Genomic DNA, 17,739 nt, shown 5'->3' on the forward strand with positions numbered 1-17,739 from the left:
GCACATGGCTGAAGCGACCGACCAGGCGCCGGCAGCCGGCATGGGACAGCAACCCGCCGCGGCCCGTGCCCATGCCTTGCTGGAGGCCCTGAGCCGTCAGCCCTGGAAGTTCGGCTTCCTGCCGCTGCTTCGGCGCCTGGGTGCCCTGCATCCGGCGCTGCCCCGCATCGGCCATGCGCAACGGCCACAGCAGGAGCCGGTGCGGTTGGGCCAGCGCGCCTCGCTGGCCTTTGCGCCGCGCGAGATCGCCGAAGCCGTGCTGCCGGCACGTGCCACGGCGGCGCCCTATGCGAGCGCCCATCCGCGACGGGGCAACAACCCGGCGCTGCCCGCCGTGCGTGTCTTCGGCCTGGGCCTGCTGGGGCCCAACGGTCCGCTGCCCCTGCACTACACCGAGATCGTGCGCGAGCGCTGGGAGAACCTCGGCGACCCGACGCTGGCGGACTTCCTCGATCTGTTCCACCACCGTTACCTGAGCCTGGTCTACCGCGCCTGGGCCGAAGGGCAGTCGGCGGCCGGGCTCGACCGGCCGGACGACGAGCGCTTCAGCCGGTACGTGGCGTGGCTCACCGGGCATGAACTGGGGGAGATCCAGCACGGACCGTTGCCTGTGCATGCGCGGCTCTCGGCGGCCCCGCACCTGGCCGGCGGTACCCGCCACCCGGCGGGGCTGGCGGCGACCCTGGCCCATTTCTTCAAGGTGCATGTCGAGCTCCAGGAGTTCGTGATGCACTGGATCGACATCGAGAAGCCGGACTGCAGTCGGCTTGGCCAGGCCAACGAGGCCGCACTGCTGGGCCAGGGCGCCATCGCTGGCGAGAAAGTGCCCGACCGCCAGAACAAGTTCCGGCTGGTGATCGGCCCCCTGTCGTTGCAGCAGTACCTGCGCTTCACGCCGGGAGGGGCCGACCTGCCGGTGCTGATCGAGTGGGTGCGCGGCTTCGTCGGCTTCGAGTTCGCCTGGGAGGTCGAGTTGCGCGTCCTGCGCGACAGCGCGCCGCCCGCCCGGCTGGAAGAAGGCGAGCGCCTGGGCTGGACGACCTGGCTGGGCCTTGCCGGCATGCCCGCGCCGTCCACCGGCGCGGCGGGTCCCGACCATGACGCATCCCCGCCGCGGGGCCGGCCGCGCGTGGCATCCCGTGCCGGGCCCGAGAAGGACTACGCCGTGGGAATGATCTTCGAGCCCGAACGCTACCTCCCGGCCTGACCGACGCCGCCTCATTTCTACGTTCTTCCGTTTCCTTCCCATGACCCTCGCCGTCCCCCACTCCGCGCCGCTGGCCGGGGCTCGCCATGTCCTCGGCGCCTCGGCCGACTGGTTGCTGCCCGTCAGCGACATCGAACCCTGCGGTCCCAATCTGGAGTACGACCCGGAGTACGCGATGCTCTGGACGCGCCTGCAGCCGCGGGGCGAGGCGCAATACGGCAGCTTCGTCGACACGCCCGAAGGCCCCAACTGGGCCGAGGTCGAGCGCGATTGCCGCCGGCTGCTGCTGCGCACCAAGGACCTGCACCTGATCATCTGCCTCACCCGCGCGCGCACCCGCCTGGGCCAGGCGGCGGGGCTGCTGCAGGGCCTGGACATGCTGGTGCAGTCACTGCGTGCCTGGCCCGACACGATCCATCCGCAGCCGGTCATCGACGGCGAGGCCGAGCCGGCGGTTCGCGCCAATGCGCTGGCGGCACTGGCCGATCCGGAGGGCCTGGTGGGCGACGTGCGCGAGATCGCGCTCGACACCGGGGCCGGCGTGCGCCTGACCGTGCGCGATGTGGAGCGGGCCCTGGCGGTGCCGCGGCCCGAGGATGCACGGTCGCCGGAGTCGGTGCGCCGACAACTGACCGCCCTGCGCCGGGCGGCCGTGGGGGATCCTGACGTGCCGGTGCACCAGCTGGCCGCCGCCTGCCGCCATGTACAGACCATCGCGGCCTGGTGCCGCAGCCATCTGGGCGAGCAGGCGCCCGACCTCCTGCCCCTGCAGCGCATGCTGGCGCTCTTCGTTCCCGCGGCCGATGAGCTCGAAGCCGTGACCGCCGTGCCGCCTTCGCCGGCGGCGACCTCGACGCCCGCCGTGGTGGACCTGCGCCGACCGCCGCTGGCCGCGGGCCTGCGACCGGTCACGCGCGACGATGCGCTCGCCGCCATCCGCCAGGTGCGCGACTGGTTCGAGCTGCATGAACCCAGCAGCCCCGTCTCGGCGCTGCTGCGGCAGGCGGAGCGCATGGTGGGGCGACGCTTCAGCGAAGTGGCCGACTGGGTGCCGCTGGACCTGCTGCGCCAGTGGGAGGCCGCCGACGAACAGGAGACGTCACGGGGAGGCCGGCCATGAACCTCGACGAAGGCGCCATCATCGCGCTGGGCTTGCTGCTGACCGGTGCAGGCGGCGCGCTGGGGGCGGCGTTCGCCCTGGCCGTCTTCTGGCGCAAGCTGCAGGCGGGTGCCGCACGCATGGTGGAAGAGCGCCTCGCCGCGCAGATCGCCGCCCTGCGCCAGGAACAGCAACGCCTGCCGCAGAGCGTGCAGCAGGCCCTTCAGGTCGAACTGGAGTTCCATGCGCGCGAACAGGCGGAGCGCGATGCGCACCATGCGGCCGAGCTGCGTGAGGTGCTGCGCGGCGCCCTGGCCGCCTATGGCTGGATGCCCGCCCCGCCGATGTCCCCCGTGCCCGCACCGGCGCCCGCCGCACCCGCATGGCCGCCAACTGCCGGCCCCGGCGTGGCGCCGCCGCTCGGGCCGGCCAGTCCCGGGCCGGCCGTGGTCGATGGTGCGCAGGCGCCGCGCGCACTGCCGCACTTGAGCGACGCGGAGATTGACGCCCTGCCTGCCGACCTCCCGCTGCCCTCGCGACGCGTGAAGCCGCCGCTGCGGCCCCCGGCCGGTCTGCCGGTGAAGCGGCTCTGAGCCCGCTCTGCGCCGCGGCCCGGCTTCCCTCAGGACCGGCCGGTGCGGACGTCGTGGTTCAGTGCCCGACGCCGGGCATCGGCCGCGTGCGGTAGAACTGCATCGGCACCGCCTCCATCTCCTTGCGCTGCTGCTGAAGCACGGAGCGCTTCATGCGGCCCACCACGTGCATCTCGCAGGGCTTGCAGTCGAAGCGCAGCGTGAGCTTCTCCTTGCCGTTGACCAGGTGCAGCGGCTCGGCCTTGATGGTGCCCTTGACGCCGATCACGCCCTTGGCCTGCTTGGGACACAGGCTCAGCGAGAAGCGCACGCAGTGCTTGGTGATCATCAGGCTGACCTCGCCTTCCTCTTCCTGGCTCTCGTAGGCGGCGTCGATCACCTTGACGCCGTGGCGGGCGTAGAAGTCGTGCGCCTTCTGGTTGAAGACGTTGGCCAGGTAGCTCAGCGAATCCTCGGGATAGGGCGCGGGCGGCTCCACCGGCTGGGCACGCGGCAGGCGCTGGAAGCCCGCGGCGCGGGCCGACTCCAGCGCCTCCACGGCCTCGCGACGCAGGGCATTGAGCTGCGAGGCGGGTACGAACCACGGCTGCGACAGCGCCAGTTGCAGGTCGATGAGTTCGAACACGGTGTTGCCGAAGCGGCCCAGCTGCTCGCGCAGGCTGGCCTCGGCCTTGGCGGCATCGCTGGCCGCCTCGTGCGGCAGCGCGATGTCGGCGGCGCCGACGAAGCCGTCCTCGTCGGTCAGCGTGAGCGCAAAGCCCTTTGGCGTCTCGGCCAGGTGGGCCCACAGGCCGATGCGGCGCTCGCTCGACTTCTTGTCCAGCATGCGCACCCAGTCCATGTCGCGGTTGCGGTTGAGCTCGGTGCCGCGGCGCAGGTCCTTGAAGCCCTCCATCGGGTCCTTGGGGAACACGCGCCACTTGCCCGCGCCCGGCTTGCCCACCGCCTCGGCGCGGTTGATGGCCACGCCCACCAGCTCGCGCTGAAGGTCGTAGTAGCACAGGCCGTCGCCGTTGTGCAGCACGGCGCCGTGGTCGGCGGTCTCCAGCTCGAACCAGTTGGGGCCGGTCTGCGTCACCCAGCCGATGGCACGGCCGGGGTTCTTGGGCGTGTCGAAGGCGCCGATGTCCTGCTGGCGGCCGTTGACGAAGTAGTCGGTGAACTCGCGGTTGAAGTTCTGCTCGGGGTCGGGCGTGAAGAAGAAGCGGGTTCTGCCGCTCGACGCCCGGGCCAGCGGCGCGGCGCCGCCTTCGCGCTCCTCGACGATCTCGTCCAGCAGCCGGCGGTAGTGAGCCGTGATGTTCTTGACGTAGGCCATGTCCTTGTAGCGGCCTTCGATCTTGAAGCTGCGCACGCCCGCGTCGATCAGCACGCGCAGGTTGTCGGACTGGTTGTTGTCCTTCATCGACAGCACGTGCTTGTCGTGGGCCACGAAGCGGCCCGCGTCGTCGATCACCTGGTAGGGCAGGCGGCAGGCCTGCGAGCAGTCGCCGCGGTTGGCGCTGCGGCCGGTATGGGCATGGCTGATGTAGCACTGGCCGCTGTAGGCCACGCACAGCGCACCGTGGATGAAGAACTCGATGGTGCAGCGGCTGGGGTCGGTGGCGGCGCGCACGGCGGCGATCTGCTGCACCGTCAGCTCGCGCGCCAGCACGATCTGCGACAGGCCGGCGTCCTGCAGAAAGCGCGCCTTCTCGGGCGTGCGGATGTCGGTCTGGGTGCTGGCGTGCAGCTGAATGGGCGGCAGGTCCAGCTCCAGCAGGCCCATGTCCTGGATGATCAGCGCATCGGCCCCGGCCTCGTACACCTGCCAGGCCATGCGGCGCGCGGCTTCCAGCTCGTCGTCGCGCAGGATGGTGTTGAGCGTGATGAAGATGCGGCTGCCGAAGCGGTGCGCATGGCGGATCAGCCGCTCGAGCCCCCGCATGTCGTTGCCCGCGCCGGCCCGTGCGCCGAAGGCCGGGCCGCCGATGTAGACGGCATCGGCGCCGTGGTTGATGGCCTCGATGCCGATGTCGGCGTCGCGGGCAGGGGAGAGCAGTTCGAGCTGGTGGGGCAGGAGCGACATGGTGGGCGCGGATTATCCCAGCGCGCCCCTTTTCCCTTGTTCCTCGCCTACTTGCGCTTGGCCTTGCCCTGCTTCTGCCAGTAGGTGAAGGGGTCCTCGTGCACCTCCAGGTCGATCTCGGCCACGCGGCGGGCGAGGCGCTCCTGCACCTCGGCCACCGCCTGGTTGTAGACCAGCGGGCCGATCTCCTCCAGGAAGAAGTTGAGCAGGGCGCCGGCCGCGATGTTGCCGATGCGCTCTTCCATGTTCTCGGCGAAGTAGCGCTCGATGGAGGCCACGGCCTCCTGGCGTTGGTCGCGTTCCAGCTCGATGGTCATTCAAAAGCCTCCGCGCTGGCGCGCTGCGGCGCGAGCGCCCTTCGGAACGGCCGGGCGGGTGAGCACGGAGGAACCTCCGGCTTCGCCTTCGGTGTGAGCGCCCTTCGGAGCGGCCGGGCGGGCGCTCATGGCTTCACCTCCACCTTCATCCGCGCGTTCGGCACCATGCCGTACATCTCGGGCGCGTACATGGCCTCGACCCGGCTGGGCGGCAGGGCGAAGTCGCCGGCGTTGTTCAGGCGCACGGTGTACTCCATCTTCACCACGCCCTTGGGCAGGTACTCGTAGTAGCTGCGGAAGGCCTCGAAGCTGCGCTCCTCGAAGGCCGGCGCGGCGCGGCCGGAGGCCGACTTCTCGCCCTGCGTCGCGATCTGCGAATCGCGGCCCAGCCCGCTGCCCAGGATGGTGGCGCCGCCCGGGATCGGGTCGCTGATCACCACCCAGGTCATGTCGGTGCTGGCGTTCACCTCCAGCGCCACACGCAGCACGTCGCCACGGCTGTAGCGGCCGGCGGTGGCCTGCTCGACCGGCGTGACGGTCTTCTTGAGCGTGTAGCCCGCGGACACCGGCGCCTTCAGCGGCACGGCGGCCATCGACTGCACCGTGAGCCATGGCCGTCCGCTGCCCTGCTGGGTGACCAGCAGCGTGCCGCGGCCCTCGCCGGCCGGCCAGGGCAGGCTCATGGTGTTGTTGCGCAGCATGCCGGCGGCGGCCGGGGCGCCGATGGCGCTGGCCTGGTGCGGCGCGCCGGTCGGGTCGCTGGCCTTGACGCGCTCGACGCGGGCCCAATCCACCTGCGCCTTGGCGTCGCCCAGCGTGGCGCCGGTGATGCCGGTCACGGGCGCGCTCTCGAAGGCGCGGCTGAACTTCTCCAGCGCCAGGCTGCCCCACAGGTTGGCCGTGGTGGTGTTCCAGGCGCCGCGCTGCTGGCGGCCGATGAAGCCGGCGGCGATGCGGCCCAGGTCGTCCTTCCAGGCCGGGTCGTCCATCACGGTGAGCAGCAGGCGCGCGGTGTTGACGTCGCCGCCCGCCATCAGCCACCACCAGTAGTCTTCCTGCTCGGTGCTGAAGATCAGCTTGGTGCCTTGATACGAGAGGCGCGCGCGCAGCACCTGGTCGGCCTCGCGCAGGCGCTGCTCGCGCTGGGGCACGTCCTTCACGCGGCGCAGCACGTTGATCCAGTCGATCACCGCGCTGGTGGGCCACTGGTTGGGCGCAATGGTGAGGCTGCCCGTCATGGCGCCGGTGGCGCGGCCGTAGCGCGACAGCGCCTCCAGCGCGGCCAGCTTGCGCACGTCCAGGTCCTTGCGCGGGCTCCAGAAGTCGCGCTGGATGCGGCCTTCGACGAAGGCGATCAGGCCGTTCTCCATCGGCGTGCGCACGGCGTCGGGCAGGGCGAAGGCAGGGTCGATGCCTGCGGCCTCGTTCGTCGCGGCCAGCAGGTAGCTGGTCAGGATGTCGCTGCCCCGATTGGCGTCGCCGCCCTGTGGCGGGAAGTAGCTGGCCAGGCCGTCGCCGTCCAGATAGCCGGGGATCTGCGCCGCGACCGACTGCCACAGCTTGCCGTCGCGCAGGCCGATGGACTTGCTGGTCTTCTGCTCCAGGCAGGCGAAGGGATAGCGGGCGAACCAGTCGCGCACGCCGGGCAGGCCCTCGGCCAGCCGCGGCTGCAGCGCCAGCTGGATGCCGCCGCGGCCGGGCAGGGCGCCGGCGGGCGCCTGCACGTCGAGCGTGAACATGCCATCGACCTGCGCCAGCGTGGCCTGCTGCACCGTCACCGGCACGGCCGGCAGGATGCGCTGGCTGGCCTTGAGCGCGTCGCGCGCGTTGCCCGAGACGTCCTTGGCCTCGATCTCCCACAGGATGGCCTCGGCCCGCGTCTGGCCCAGTTGGGCGGGGGCGGTCACGTCCCAGGCCAGCTCGCGCGATTCGCCGGCGGGGATGTCCACCGTGCGCGGCTCCAGCGTCAGCAGCGTGGCGCGCGGCGCCACCTCCACCTTCATCGGTTTGGCCGTCGTGTTGCGCAGCGTGAACTGCGCGCGGAACTGGTCGTCCTCGCGCACCAGGGGCGGCAGGCCGCTGATGATCTGCAGGTCCTGCGTGCTCTGGATGGTGGCCTCGCCGGTGCCGAACAGATTCGTGCCCGAGTCGGCCACGGCGACGATGCGGAAGGTGGTCAGCGCGTCGTTGAGCGGCACCGTCACCGTGGCCTGGCCGTTGGCGTCGAGCACCACGCGCGGGTTCCACAGCAGCAGCGTGTCCAGCAGCTCGCGCGTGGCGGCCTTGCCGCCGCCGCCGCCCGCGGGCACGGCCTTCTTGCCGTAGTGCCGGCGGCCGACGATCTCCATCTGCGCCGTCGAGGTCGACACGCCCCAACTGCGCCGCTGCAGCATCGCCTCCAGCAGCTTCCAGCTGTCGTTGGGCATCAGTTCCAGCAGCGCCTGGTCGACGGCGGCCAGCGCCACCTCGGCGCCCGCCGCCGGCTTGCCGCCCGGCAGGCGGGCGGTGATGGTCACCTGCGCCTTGCCCCGCACGGTGTACTTGGGCTGGTCGGTGGCCACCTTCACATCCAGGCGGTGCGCCTCGGTGCCGACGCGGATCTCGGCCACGCCGAGGCGATAGGCCGGCTTGGACAGGTCCACCATCGCCGTCGGCGCCACATACTCGCGGCCCTCGACCCAGAAGGCCGTCCACCATTCACGCGGCGCCTTCCAGCCCCAGCTGAAGAAGGAATACCACGGCACCTCGCGCAGCCGGCCGCGCAGGGCCAGCACGCTCACGTACACGTTCGGGCCCCATTCGGGCTTGATGGTGAGGTTGACCGTCGGGTCCTGGCCGTTGAGCTGCACCACCTGGGTGTCGAGCACGCCCTCGCGCTCCACCGACACCAGCGCGGTGGCAAAGCGGAAGGGGCTGCGCACCTGGAACTTGGCGACCTCGCCGGGCTGGTAGTTCTTCTTCTCGGGCAGCACGTCGATGCGGTCGTTGTCCTCGCCGCCGAACCACAGCTCGCCCTGCTTGGTCACCCACACCGAACCAGCGGCGCGGCTCGCGCGGCCTTCGCCGTCGGTGGCCGTGGCGACCAGCTCGACCTCGCCGGCCTCCTTGATCTGCGCCTCGCACAGCAGCAGGCCGCGGCTGTCGCTCTGGCCGCTGCAGACGGTGCCCAGCGGCTTCACCTCGGTCTTGTTGTCGTAGGTGTAGAAGCCGCCCACCATGCGCTTGCGGCTGGTGGTGGTGATGCGGGCCACGGCCTCGACCTTGATCTTGGCGTTGGGCTGCGGCTTGCCGGCCAGGTCCAGCGCCAGGGCCTGGAAGCGCAGCTGGCGGTCGGTGGACACCCAGCCCTCGGTCTTGATGCCGGCGACCACCGCCGCCGGCCACAGCGTGCGCGTGCTGCGCAGCGTCTGCACCTCGCCGTTGGGGTCGGCATAGCTGGCTTCGAGCAGCAGCTCGCGCGGGCCGGTGTCGGCCGTGGCGGGCAGCTTGTCGACGTTGACGCGGCCGGCGCCGCTGCGGTCCAGCGTCAGCGGCAGCTTGTCGGCGACGACGCGGGTGTCCTGCGTGGATTCGGGCTGTTCTTCATCACTGTTGGATGAGCGCTCCTCGGCCTTGCGCGGCGGCGAGAAGCTGAAGCCGTCGAAGTCCGGGTAGTTCGGCACCATGCCGCGCACCATGGCCGACACGCGCACCGGCAGGTTGGTGGCCGGACCGCCCGAGACGTAGTTCACCTGCACCGCCACCGGCAGGCTGGTAACGGCCACCAGCGGCTTGTTGTCGGCGGGCGCCACGCGGCCTTCCAGCACCGGCAGGCGGAATTCCTCGACGCGGAACTGGCCGGTCGAATAGCTGCGGCCACTGCGATCGCCGTCTTCCTCGGCCTCGCCGCGCTGCGGCGCTGATCCACTCCGCAGCTCGATCTGGTAGACGCCCAGTTTGGCCGCCGGCGGCACCTGGAAGGTGTTCTCCGCGCTCAGGCCGCCGGTGCCGGTGGAGCGCCAGTTGATCGGCTGGGTGAACTCCTGCCCGCTGCCCACATGCGTGATGACCAACCGGCCCGGCCGGTCCGTCGGCAGGCCGAAGCCCTGCGCCGTCTGCGTGCGGATCAGGTGCTTCATCGACACTGTCTCGCCGGCGCGCAGCAGCGGCCGGTCGAGCACGGTGTGCGCGACCACGTCGGGCTGCGTGTCCAGGCTGGTGGGCACGTTGAAGCGCCAGGGCTCGATGCCGCGCTGCCAGTTGCTCCAGACGAAGGCCAGGTCTTCCACGCCCTTGTCGTCCTTGGCGCGGGCGCTGACGAACCAGGCGGCCTCGCTGTAGTAGTCGTCCTCCCCCGAGCAGCTCGTCGGCTCGGAGGGCACGTCGGCCAGCCGCGCCAGGCCGTTGGCATCGGTGCGGGCCGTGGCGATTTCCCTGCCGCGGCAGTCCGACACGCGCACCTGCGCGTTGGCCACCGGCTTGCCCTTGTCCAGCGTCGTGACCCAGGCCAGGCTGTTCTCGCGGCCCAGTTTGAAGTGCACGGCCAGATTGGTGGCGAGCGCCGTCGTGCGCACGTACATCGTGCGGTTGGCGCCGTACTCCTCGTTCAGCAGGGCCTCGCCCAGCTTGCGGGAGGCGATCTCCAGCACATGGAAACCGGGCGTGAGTGGAATGCCCACCACCTCGAAGGGCCGGTCGTCGGCGGCATCGGACTTGGGCATGTCCAGCTGGCGTGCGCCGGCCTGGCTGGTCAGCAGCGAGACGGCGCGCGTCTCCACCCGCTTGGCGTTGTCCCGGTCCACCACCGGTGGCAGCGGTGCGCGGCTGTCGCGGCGGGCCTCGTCGCGCGCCACCGTGGTCTGGTCGTAGCGCTGCACCTTGCGGTACCAGGCGATGATCTCGGCGTCGGTCTTCGGATTGAGGTCGCTCACCTTGCCGGGCGTCAGTGCCTCCACGCGCAGGGCAGGCTCGACCCGGCGCACCGTGACGGGCATCAGCGCCACGCCGTTCGGCTCGGCCAGCCGCTCGACCACGCCGAAGGGCGAGGCCGCGAACTTGGCCAGCGGCGGCATCGCGCCGGTGGCGGTCTTCATCGGAAAGGCATCGGCCTGGCCGAGCGTGCGGCCAGAGGCGTCCTGGAAGCCGCGGGGCAGCGAGATGGTGAACTCGGTGCGCTCGGGAAAGGGCGCGGGCAGGGTGACCGAATAGACCACCGCGTCGTCGCCGCCGCCGTTGTCCTCCAGCACCGGCTTGATGGTCTTGCCACCGCCCTTGGCCTCGATCTGGCTGGCCAGCTTGCGGGTGACCGGCGCGTTGAAGCTCAGTGTCATCGGGCGCAGCGGCAGGCAGGCCGCCTGGGCGTTCTCGCGCTCGCAGCTGAAGCTGACGGCGAAGGGCTCGCGCACCTCGAAGGACAGGCGCTTCTCCACCGAGTTGGCGACGCCCGAGGGCGTGGTCACACCCTTGCCGTACACCAGCTGCACCCGGCTGCCGGGCGTGAGCGTGCGGTTGCACTGCAGGGCGACGAAGCGCAGTGGCTCCTTCTTCGCCAGGCTCTCGACGCCGCGGGCCTTGATCAGCGCGGCGCGCTGATCGCCCTCGACCAGCTTGACGGGGATGCGCTCGCCGATGCCGTCGGCCGCACACCAGACGTTGGCCTGGAGGCTCTGCGTCGTCGCCGGGCCGGTCAGCTGCAGCAGGAAGAGCTGCTCCTCGTCGATCTTGCCGTAGCTGGGCCAGTGGTTGCGCACCGCCGGGCCGCCGGTGCTGAAGGCATAGCTCTGCGAACCGGACAGCGCCTCGCCGGCGGGCGACTTGAAGTTGGCGACCCGGGTGGCGGTGCAGCGCACGCCGGCGGGCAGGTCGTCTTCGAAGGTCCAGACCCAGCGGCGGTCGCTGGTCCAGCGGCCGCTGCCGCGGCCGGCCTGGGCGTTGTCGCAGCTCACGGTGAGCGGCGCGGGGGCCTGGGCGTCGCCGAAGCGTACGGCCGGCTGGTCGAAGCTGGCCACCACCTGCCGCACGCGGGCCACCTCGCCCTGGGGCGACAGGTTGGCGATCTGCAGGGCCTGGGCGCCCAGGGCCGTCAAGCCGGCCGCAAACAGGGCGGCGACGGACGGAAGGCGTCGTGCAAGTCTCATTTCTTGTCCCTCTGACTCGGAAAGCACCCGGCAGGTTAGCGGATGTCCGTGGCGGGCCCGGCGCAGAACCGGTCGCCTCCTACAATCGCGCCCTCGTCCGCAGGCCGTGCGCGTGGGTGGCAGTAAGCCGTTTCGCTTCAGGCCCGACCGCCGCCACCCGCCTCATGAAACGCCATTGGGAAATCGACGCCTTGCGCGGGCTGATGCTCGTGCTGATGACCGTCACCCACCTGCCCACCCACTTCACTGACCCGCTCGGCCAGCCCTTCGGCTGGGTGTCCGCCGCCGAGGGCTTCGTGCTGCTGTCGGCCTTCATGGCGGGGCTGGTCTACAGCCGCTATGCACGGCGCGATGGCGTGGAGTCGATGCGCAGCGCCTTCTGGCGGCGGGTGCTCAAGATCTACCTGGCGCATGCGGCGCTGCTGCTTTTCCTGTTCACCGTGATCACGGCGCTGGGCGTGCGGCGCATGCAGCCGGCGGTGACCAATCTCGTGTCCTGGTACCTCGCGCAGCCCGGTGAAGGCTTCGTCTTCGGCCTGCTGCTGGTCTACGAGCCGGCGCTGCTGGACATCCTGCCGATGTACATCTTCTTCATGCTGCTGAGCCCCTGGGTGCTGGCTTTCGCACTGCGCCATCAGCGCTGGGGCTGGCCGGCGGTCATGGTGGCCAGCGCCTTGCTGTGGATCGGCGCGCAGTACGGGATGAGCGAATGGCTGTACGGCTGGACCTTCGCGCTGACGGGCCTGCCGGTGCCTTTCAACGAGATGGGCGCCTTCAATGCCTATGCCTGGCAGTTCCTGTGGTTCGGTGGACTGTGGCTGGGCTTCACGCGCAGCGCGCCGCATGCCCGGCCCCTGCGGTTGCACTGGGCGGTGGTTCTGCCGGCGGTGGCGGTGGCGCTGGTGGGGCTGTACTGGCGGCACTTCGGCGAGCATGGCCAGGCGCCCTTCGGCGCGGACATCGCCCGCAATCTGTGGGTGGACAAGTGGCAGCTGGGGCCGCTGCGCCTGCTCAACCTGATCGCGCTGGGCATCGTGGCCATCCGCTTCGGTCCGACCTGGGCCCGCTGGCTGCCGCGTGTGCGTTGGCTGGAGACGATGGGCCGAGCCTCCCTGCCGGCCTTCTGCGCCCATCTGGTGGCGGTGCTGACCGTGCTGGCCATCTTCGGCGACAGCCAGACCTCGCGCCCCTGGTGGGCCGACACGCTGCTGCTGGCCGTGGTGCTGGCGTGGATGTGGGCCGTGGCGCGCTATACCCAGAACGCGGATGCCGCGCCGCCCGAAGAGACGGTTCAGCCGCCCGAGGACCTGGGGTCGGCGAAGGCCGTTGCGCCCGCCGGATCTGCCGGCCTGACCTGAAGCCGGGCGGCTGGAGTACCGCCCGCGGCCATGTCGCCGCCGGACCCACGCAGGGCCGGCCGGGTGTCGCCGGTCAGTGCGGCCGGCTGGCCGTCGCCATTGCACCCGTCGGCGCCATCGCCGGCACCGAGGGTACGGCCGCCGCGCTGGAGGCGCCCACCGCAGGCGGGGGTTGCACGGGCGTCGCCGCCTGCGCCCCGGCCGTCGGCTGCACCTGGCTGGCGATCACCGAATGCCAGACGCGATAACCCGCCTCGGTCATGTGCAGCCGGTCCGGCAGGAAGAGTTCGGGCCGCGGCTGACCGTCGGCGCCCAGCATGGGGTTGAAGATGTCGATGAAGTCCGACTTGGCCTGGGTGCGCAGGTAGGCCGCGATGATGTCGTTGGTCTCGCGGATCTTCGGCAGCAGGTGGGCCCGCGACGGGCTGGGCTTGATCGAGATGTAGCTGATGCGCGTGTCCGGCAGCTCGTTCTGCACGGTGTTGACGAAGAGGGCGAAGTCTTCCAGCACCTGGAAGGGCGTGCGGCCTTCGGCCAGGTCGTTGTCGCCGGCGTAGACCAGCACATGGCTGGGCTTGTAGCGCACCACCAGGTCGCGCACGAAGAGGCTGCAGTCGGCCATGGTCGAGCCGCCGAAACCGCGGTTGATGACCACCGGCCAATTGCGGAAGTCCTGGGCCAGGTTGGTCCACATCCGCACCGTGGAACTGCCGACGAAGAGCACGCCGCCCTCGGCCGGCAGGGCCGCCTTGTCCGCCTTCTCGAAGGCGTCGAGCGAAGCCTTCCAGCGCGCGTGGGCCGCCAGGTAGGCGGGCGACGGCCCGTTGGTGGCGACGGCCACCGGGCTCTGCGCCAGGGCCGAAGCGGTCGCCAGCAAGGTGGCGAGACCCAGGACCACCGGGCGCACGCGCGCACCGAGGCGGGACGAAAGGTGGGGCAGGAGTGTCATCGGCACGAAGAACTCAACCGAACGGCAGCGCAATCGGTTGACGGCTGTCCGAAAAGCAACGGATGTTAGGTCAGCCTGTCGCCGACGCGCCAGCGCGGCCGCCCATTCCCGCACTCGCCACGCGGGCGACGGCTCCTCTTATTGGCAAGGGACGGCATGCCTCTGCCCTGATCGAGCGGCCGCGGAGCAGGCCATGCCAGGGCACCCGAGGAACTGGCTCCGCCAGGCCTCTGGGTGCGCCCCCCTCCAAGCCGAAGGCTGTAGAGAGGGGGGAGCCGCGAAGCGGCATCGGGGGATCAAAGTTTCTGGATTTTTGCCTTGGCGATCACGTCGCTCCAGCGCTGGATGTCGGCCGCCAGGAAGTCGCGTGCCTGCTGCGGCGTGCTGCTGCGCGCCGCGAGGTTCAGGTCGCGCAGGCGCTGGACCAACTCGGGCTTGGCCAGGGCCGCCTGGATCTCCTTGCTGAGGCGGTCCACCACGGCGGGCGGCGTCTTTGCGGGCGCGGCCAGGCCATTCCAGGAGCTCAGGTTCATCTGGGCGAAGGCCGGGCCGGTCTCGCGGGCGGCGGGTACGTCGGGCAGCTGGGGCGCGCGGTCCTTGCCGAGCACGGCCAGCGCACGCAGCGTCTTGCCCGAGATCTGCGTCACCAGCGGGCCCAGGATGTCGACCATGGCGTCGATCTCGCCGCCGCGCACGGCCGTCACCACCGGCGGGGTGCCGTTGAAGGGCACCACCTGCGCGTCGATGCCGGCCGTGAGCTTGAACATCTCGGCCGCCAGGTTCTGCGTGGTGCCGATCTGCGGCGTACCGATGTTGAGCTTGCCGGGATTGGCCTTGGCCCAACTGACCATCTCGGGCAGGCTCTTGAAGCGGCTGTTGCCGGCCACGGCGATCACCAGGTCGAAGGTGGCCAGCAGCGAGATGGGCGCGAAGTCCTTCATCGTGTCGAAGGGCATGCTCTTGAACAGCGCCGCGCTCACGGCCGAGCCGCTGGAGATCAGCAGCAGAGTGTGGCCGTCCGGCTCGGCGCGCGAGACGGTCTCGCCCGCCACGATGCCGCCGGCGCTAGGCTTGTTGTCGATCACCACCGCCTGACCGAGCGGGCCGGCGATGGCCTGGCCCACGGCACGGGCCGTCAGGTCGGCGCCGCCGCCGGCGGCATTGGGCACCACGATGCGGATCGGGCGCGACGGAAAGGTGCCCTGGGCCCCGGCCAGGCCGGGCAGCAGGCTGCCGGCGGCCAGCGCGGCGGAATGGGCTAGGAATTGGCGTTTGCTGTGCATGTCTCGTTCTTGGCGAGGGAGGGAAGAGGGGAGATCCGGCAGCCGCGCTCAGTCGCGCGTCGCCTTGCGCTGCACGCAGTCGACATAGGCGTGGCCGTCGGGCGGCCGCCCGGCGCGCTGGCTTTCCCACATCATGCGGCCGAGGCACTCCATGGCCTCGTGGTGCGCCTCCAGCAGGGAGCCGCGGCGCGCGGCCAGCAGTTCCACCGCCTGGCGGATGCCGCGCGGCTGGTCGATGGAGCACTGCTCGCTGATCGACAGGTGCATCGACAGGTGCAGGAAGGGGTTCTCGCGGCCGTCCTTGCCGTCGTAGACGCGGGCGACGGCGGCATCGGCGTCGGCCAGGTCGGCGTGGTATTCGGGGTGCTGCGCAATCCACTCCGCGGCGATGATCTCGAGCGCCTCCATGGGCTGGCCGGCGCGGTGCTTGGCGTGGACGGCGCAGAAGAAGCGCCGTACGTCTTCCTGGGTGGGATTGAACATCCGGCCGAGGTTAGCACCGGCGACCACGCTGCCGCCGCGGGGCTGTCTTGCGCATCAGGCAAGATCGCGGATTCCCCATTTCACCGTCCGGATGACCAACCTGCCCCCCTGGGCCCGCGAACTGGGCTCCCGAATGCGCGAGCGCGCCCCGCTCAAGATCGTCGGCACCACCATCTGGGTGTGGGTGTTCTTCATCGGCTACTTCTACCTGCTGCGCCACCCGGCGCGGCCACCCCTGGTCATGCCGCTGACCTGGGTCGATGCCTGGGTGCCCTTCGAGCCCCTTGCGCTGGTGCCCTACCTGTCGCTGTGGCTGTACGTGGGCATCGCCCCGGGGCTGCTGCGCGGCTTCATGCCGCTTCTGGTCTATGGCGTTTGGGCGGGGGCGCTGTGCGCCTGCGGGCTGATGATCTTCTACCTGTGGCCCACGCAGATTCCTCCGCTGCCGCTGGACCGCGCCGATGCGCCCGGCTTCGCGCTGCTGGCCGGCATCGACGCGGCGGGCAATGCCTGCCCGTCGATGCACGTGGCCATCTCCGTCTTCACGGCGGTATGGATCGAGCACCTGCTGCGGCGCGTGGGGGCGCCGGCGGCGCTTCGGCTGACGAGCCTGGCCTGGGTGCTGGCCATCGCCTGGTCCACGCTGGCCACCCGGCAGCATGTGGCCTGGGACGTGGTGGGCGGCACGGCGCTGGGCCTGGTGTTTGCTGCGGCCTCGCTGCGGTGGCGCTGGCGCGAGCCGGACGAGGCCCCGCGGATCGAACGGCTATCATGAAATTTGACATTACAGACACAAGACTCATGAGCTCGCTGAAGGAATTGCAGGATCTGATCCAGGAGAAATACGGCATCGACCCTGCCACCCTGGACCCGAACGAGTCCATGCGCGACAAGGGGCTCGATTCCCTCGCCCTGGTTGAATTCCTGTTCGAGATCGAGGACCGCTTCAAGATCTCCATGCCCGATCCGGATCCGAGCATCGAGACCCTCGCCGGCCTGGCCGCGGTGGTCGACAAGGCGCGTGCCGAGGCGGCCGCGAAGCAGGCCTCGTGACGCAGGTCGCCATCACCGGGCTGGGCGTGGTCTCGCCGCATGGCGAGGACGCCCAGGCCATGTTCGCGGCCCTGATGCGGGGCGAATCCGCCATCCGGCCCGTCTTTCCCGACCTGCCCAAGCCCGCCGCCGCGGCCACGCTGCAGTTCGACGAATCCCGCTGGTTCACCAAGCTGCAGCTGCCCGGCGTGGACCGGGTCAGCCAGCTGGCGGTCGCCGCCGCCGAGATGGCCGTCCGCGATGCCGGCGCACTGCGCGATGTGGCGCCTGAGCGCCTTGGTGTCTACGGCGGCTGTGGCATGGGCGGCGCCACGGCGCTGGAGGCCGCCTACCGCGGCAACGGCCGGGTGCCTCCGCTGACCATTCCCGCCTTCATGCCCAACGCGCCGGCGTCGCAGGTGGCGATGCGGCTGAATGCGCGCGGGCCGGTGTTCACCTATTCGGTGGCCTGCGCCTCGTCGGCGGTGGCCATCGCCGAGGCCGCCAAGGCGGTGCAGCGCGGCGAGGTCGATGTGGCCATCGCGGGCGGCAGCGAGGCGCTGATCGTGCCCGGCGTGGTGCTGGCCTGGCAGGCCATGCAGACGCTGGCGCCGGTGGTGGCGGGCGAGGAATCGCGCGCCGTGCGGCCCTTCGCGGCCGACCGGGCCGGCTTCGCGCTGGGCGAGGGTGCGGCCTTCCTGGTGCTCGAATCGGCCGAGCGCGCCCGCGCGCGCGGCGCCGCGGCGCATGCCCTGCTGACCGGCTGGGGCCACAGTTGCGACGCCACCCACCTGACCAAGCCCGACGCGGCCGGCCAGGCCCGCGCGATGCACGCCGCCCTGCAGGTGGCCGGCCTGCAGCCGTCCGATGTCGGTTACTGCAATGCCCATGGCACCGCCACCCGAATCGGCGACGGCGTCGAGGCCGAGGCGCTGAGTGCCGTCTGGGGCGATGCCATCGGCGCGCTGCGCGTCAGCTCCACCAAGGCGCTGCATGGCCACCTGCTGGGTGCGGCCGGCGCGCTGGAGGCGGCCATCACCGTGCTGGCGGTCAAGAACGGCCAGTTGCCGCCCAATGCCCATGCCGAGCAGCCCGACCCGGCCTTCGGCCTGAACCTGGTGCCGGCGGCCGGCCTGGATGCGCCCGACCTGCGGGCGGCCGTCAGCAGCTCCTTCGCCTTCGGCGGCTCCAACGCGGTGCTGCTGTTCGAACGATCCTGACCGCGCGCCCGGCT

General features: G+C 71.0%; 13 protein-coding genes. 7 read left to right on the top strand and 6 right to left on the bottom strand.

What is annotated here, in order from left to right; translation table 11 throughout:
• Nucleotides 1-4 precede the first annotated feature (4 nt).
• Genes tssG through ACT54X_RS07300 form a run of 3 tightly spaced genes read left to right on the top strand, consistent with a single transcriptional unit; the run spans nt 5 to nt 2,899 of the window.
• Complete coding sequence (tssG, locus tag ACT54X_RS07290; protein ID WP_476345771.1) at nt 5-1,207, top strand: type VI secretion system baseplate subunit TssG; 1,203 nt, start codon at nt 5-7, stop codon at nt 1,205-1,207.
• A gap of 40 nt (nt 1,208-1,247) precedes the next feature.
• On the top strand, nt 1,248-2,327 hold the full coding sequence (locus tag ACT54X_RS07295) for a type VI secretion system protein TssA (protein WP_294370035.1): 1,080 nt from the start codon (nt 1,248-1,250) through the stop codon (nt 2,325-2,327).
• Nucleotides 2,324-2,899, top strand: a complete 576-nt coding sequence (locus tag ACT54X_RS07300; protein ID WP_476345773.1) for a hypothetical protein — start codon at nt 2,324-2,326, stop codon at nt 2,897-2,899. Before ACT54X_RS07295 ends, ACT54X_RS07300 begins: the two co-directional genes overlap by 4 nt.
• A gap of 58 nt (nt 2,900-2,957) precedes the next feature.
• Here the strand turns inward: ACT54X_RS07300 and ACT54X_RS07305 are convergent, their stop codons facing one another.
• The 3 genes from ACT54X_RS07305 to ACT54X_RS07315 form a co-directional block, all read right to left on the bottom strand.
• Complete coding sequence (locus ACT54X_RS07305) at nt 2,958-4,967, bottom strand: peptidase U32 family protein (RefSeq protein WP_476345775.1); 2,010 nt, start codon at nt 4,965-4,967, stop codon at nt 2,958-2,960.
• 47 nt (nt 4,968-5,014) lie between these two features.
• The gene (locus tag ACT54X_RS07310; protein ID WP_476345777.1) at nt 5,015-5,284 is read right to left on the bottom strand and encodes a DUF2164 domain-containing protein; all 270 of its coding nucleotides are present in this window, start codon (nt 5,282-5,284) and stop codon (nt 5,015-5,017) included.
• Nucleotides 5,285-5,409: 125 nt separating this feature from the next.
• Nucleotides 5,410-11,400: an alpha-2-macroglobulin family protein gene (locus tag ACT54X_RS07315; protein WP_476345779.1), complete on the bottom strand. Its 5,991-nt coding sequence runs from the start codon at nt 11,398-11,400 to the stop codon at nt 5,410-5,412.
• A gap of 164 nt (nt 11,401-11,564) precedes the next feature.
• Here ACT54X_RS07315 and opgC point away from each other — a divergent pair, with 164 nt between their 5' ends.
• Nucleotides 11,565-12,758: an OpgC domain-containing protein gene (opgC, locus tag ACT54X_RS07320; protein ID WP_476345781.1), complete on the top strand. Its 1,194-nt coding sequence runs from the start codon at nt 11,565-11,567 to the stop codon at nt 12,756-12,758.
• A gap of 73 nt (nt 12,759-12,831) precedes the next feature.
• On the opposite strand, the gene ACT54X_RS07325 is transcribed toward opgC, so the two are convergent.
• The 3 genes from ACT54X_RS07325 to ACT54X_RS07335 form a co-directional block, all read right to left on the bottom strand.
• Nucleotides 12,832-13,707 carry an SGNH/GDSL hydrolase family protein gene (locus tag ACT54X_RS07325; RefSeq protein WP_354321146.1) on the bottom strand — a complete coding sequence of 292 codons (876 nt, stop codon included), beginning with the start codon at nt 13,705-13,707 and terminating at the stop codon, nt 12,832-12,834.
• A 296-nt stretch (nt 13,708-14,003) separates the two neighbouring features.
• A complete protein-coding gene (locus ACT54X_RS07330) occupies nt 14,004-14,990 on the bottom strand; it encodes a Bug family tripartite tricarboxylate transporter substrate binding protein (RefSeq protein WP_476345783.1) in 987 nt (328 codons plus the stop codon).
• A 48-nt stretch (nt 14,991-15,038) separates the two neighbouring features.
• Nucleotides 15,039-15,473: a DUF1841 family protein gene (locus ACT54X_RS07335; RefSeq protein WP_234197961.1), complete on the bottom strand. Its 435-nt coding sequence runs from the start codon at nt 15,471-15,473 to the stop codon at nt 15,039-15,041.
• 91 nt (nt 15,474-15,564) lie between these two features.
• On the opposite strand from ACT54X_RS07335, the gene ACT54X_RS07340 reads away from it, so the two are divergent.
• Genes ACT54X_RS07340 through ACT54X_RS07350 form a run of 3 tightly spaced genes read left to right on the top strand, consistent with a single transcriptional unit; the run spans nt 15,565 to nt 17,725 of the window.
• A complete protein-coding gene (locus ACT54X_RS07340; protein ID WP_294370011.1) occupies nt 15,565-16,248 on the top strand; it encodes a phosphatase PAP2 family protein in 684 nt (227 codons plus the stop codon).
• 26 nt (nt 16,249-16,274) lie between these two features.
• Complete coding sequence (locus ACT54X_RS07345) at nt 16,275-16,526, top strand: acyl carrier protein (RefSeq protein ID WP_017759745.1); 252 nt, start codon at nt 16,275-16,277, stop codon at nt 16,524-16,526.
• Nucleotides 16,523-17,725: a beta-ketoacyl-[acyl-carrier-protein] synthase family protein gene (locus ACT54X_RS07350; RefSeq protein WP_476345786.1), complete on the top strand. Its 1,203-nt coding sequence runs from the start codon at nt 16,523-16,525 to the stop codon at nt 17,723-17,725. Before ACT54X_RS07345 ends, ACT54X_RS07350 begins: the two co-directional genes overlap by 4 nt.
• Nucleotides 17,726-17,739: the final 14 nt, after the last annotated feature.

It is taken from the genome of Pseudacidovorax sp. DMC4, from assembly GCF_056314265.1.

Bases quoted from the DNA above. Each gene is read 5' to 3' on its own strand.
- ACT54X_RS07335 (WP_234197961.1), bottom strand. From the start codon at position 15,473: ATGTTCAATCCCACCCAGGAAGACGTACGGCGCTTCTTCTGCGCCGTC.
- ACT54X_RS07345 (WP_017759745.1), top strand. From the start codon at position 16,275: ATGAGCTCGCTGAAGGAATTGCAGGATCTGATCCAGGAGAAATACGGC.
- tssG (WP_476345771.1), top strand. From the start codon at position 5: ATGGCTGAAGCGACCGACCAGGCGCCGGCAGCCGGCATGGGACAGCAA.
- ACT54X_RS07300 (WP_476345773.1), top strand. From the start codon at position 2,324: ATGAACCTCGACGAAGGCGCCATCATCGCGCTGGGCTTGCTGCTGACC.
- ACT54X_RS07340 (WP_294370011.1), top strand. From the start codon at position 15,565: ATGACCAACCTGCCCCCCTGGGCCCGCGAACTGGGCTCCCGAATGCGC.
- ACT54X_RS07330 (WP_476345783.1), bottom strand. From the start codon at position 14,990: ATGCACAGCAAACGCCAATTCCTAGCCCATTCCGCCGCGCTGGCCGCC.
- ACT54X_RS07295 (WP_294370035.1), top strand. From the start codon at position 1,248: ATGACCCTCGCCGTCCCCCACTCCGCGCCGCTGGCCGGGGCTCGCCAT.
- ACT54X_RS07305 (WP_476345775.1), bottom strand. From the start codon at position 4,967: ATGTCGCTCCTGCCCCACCAGCTCGAACTGCTCTCCCCTGCCCGCGAC.
- ACT54X_RS07310 (WP_476345777.1), bottom strand. From the start codon at position 5,284: ATGACCATCGAGCTGGAACGCGACCAACGCCAGGAGGCCGTGGCCTCC.
- ACT54X_RS07315 (WP_476345779.1), bottom strand. From the start codon at position 11,400: ATGAGACTTGCACGACGCCTTCCGTCCGTCGCCGCCCTGTTTGCGGCC.
- ACT54X_RS07325 (WP_354321146.1), bottom strand. From the start codon at position 13,707: ATGACACTCCTGCCCCACCTTTCGTCCCGCCTCGGTGCGCGCGTGCGC.
- opgC (WP_476345781.1), top strand. From the start codon at position 11,565: ATGAAACGCCATTGGGAAATCGACGCCTTGCGCGGGCTGATGCTCGTG.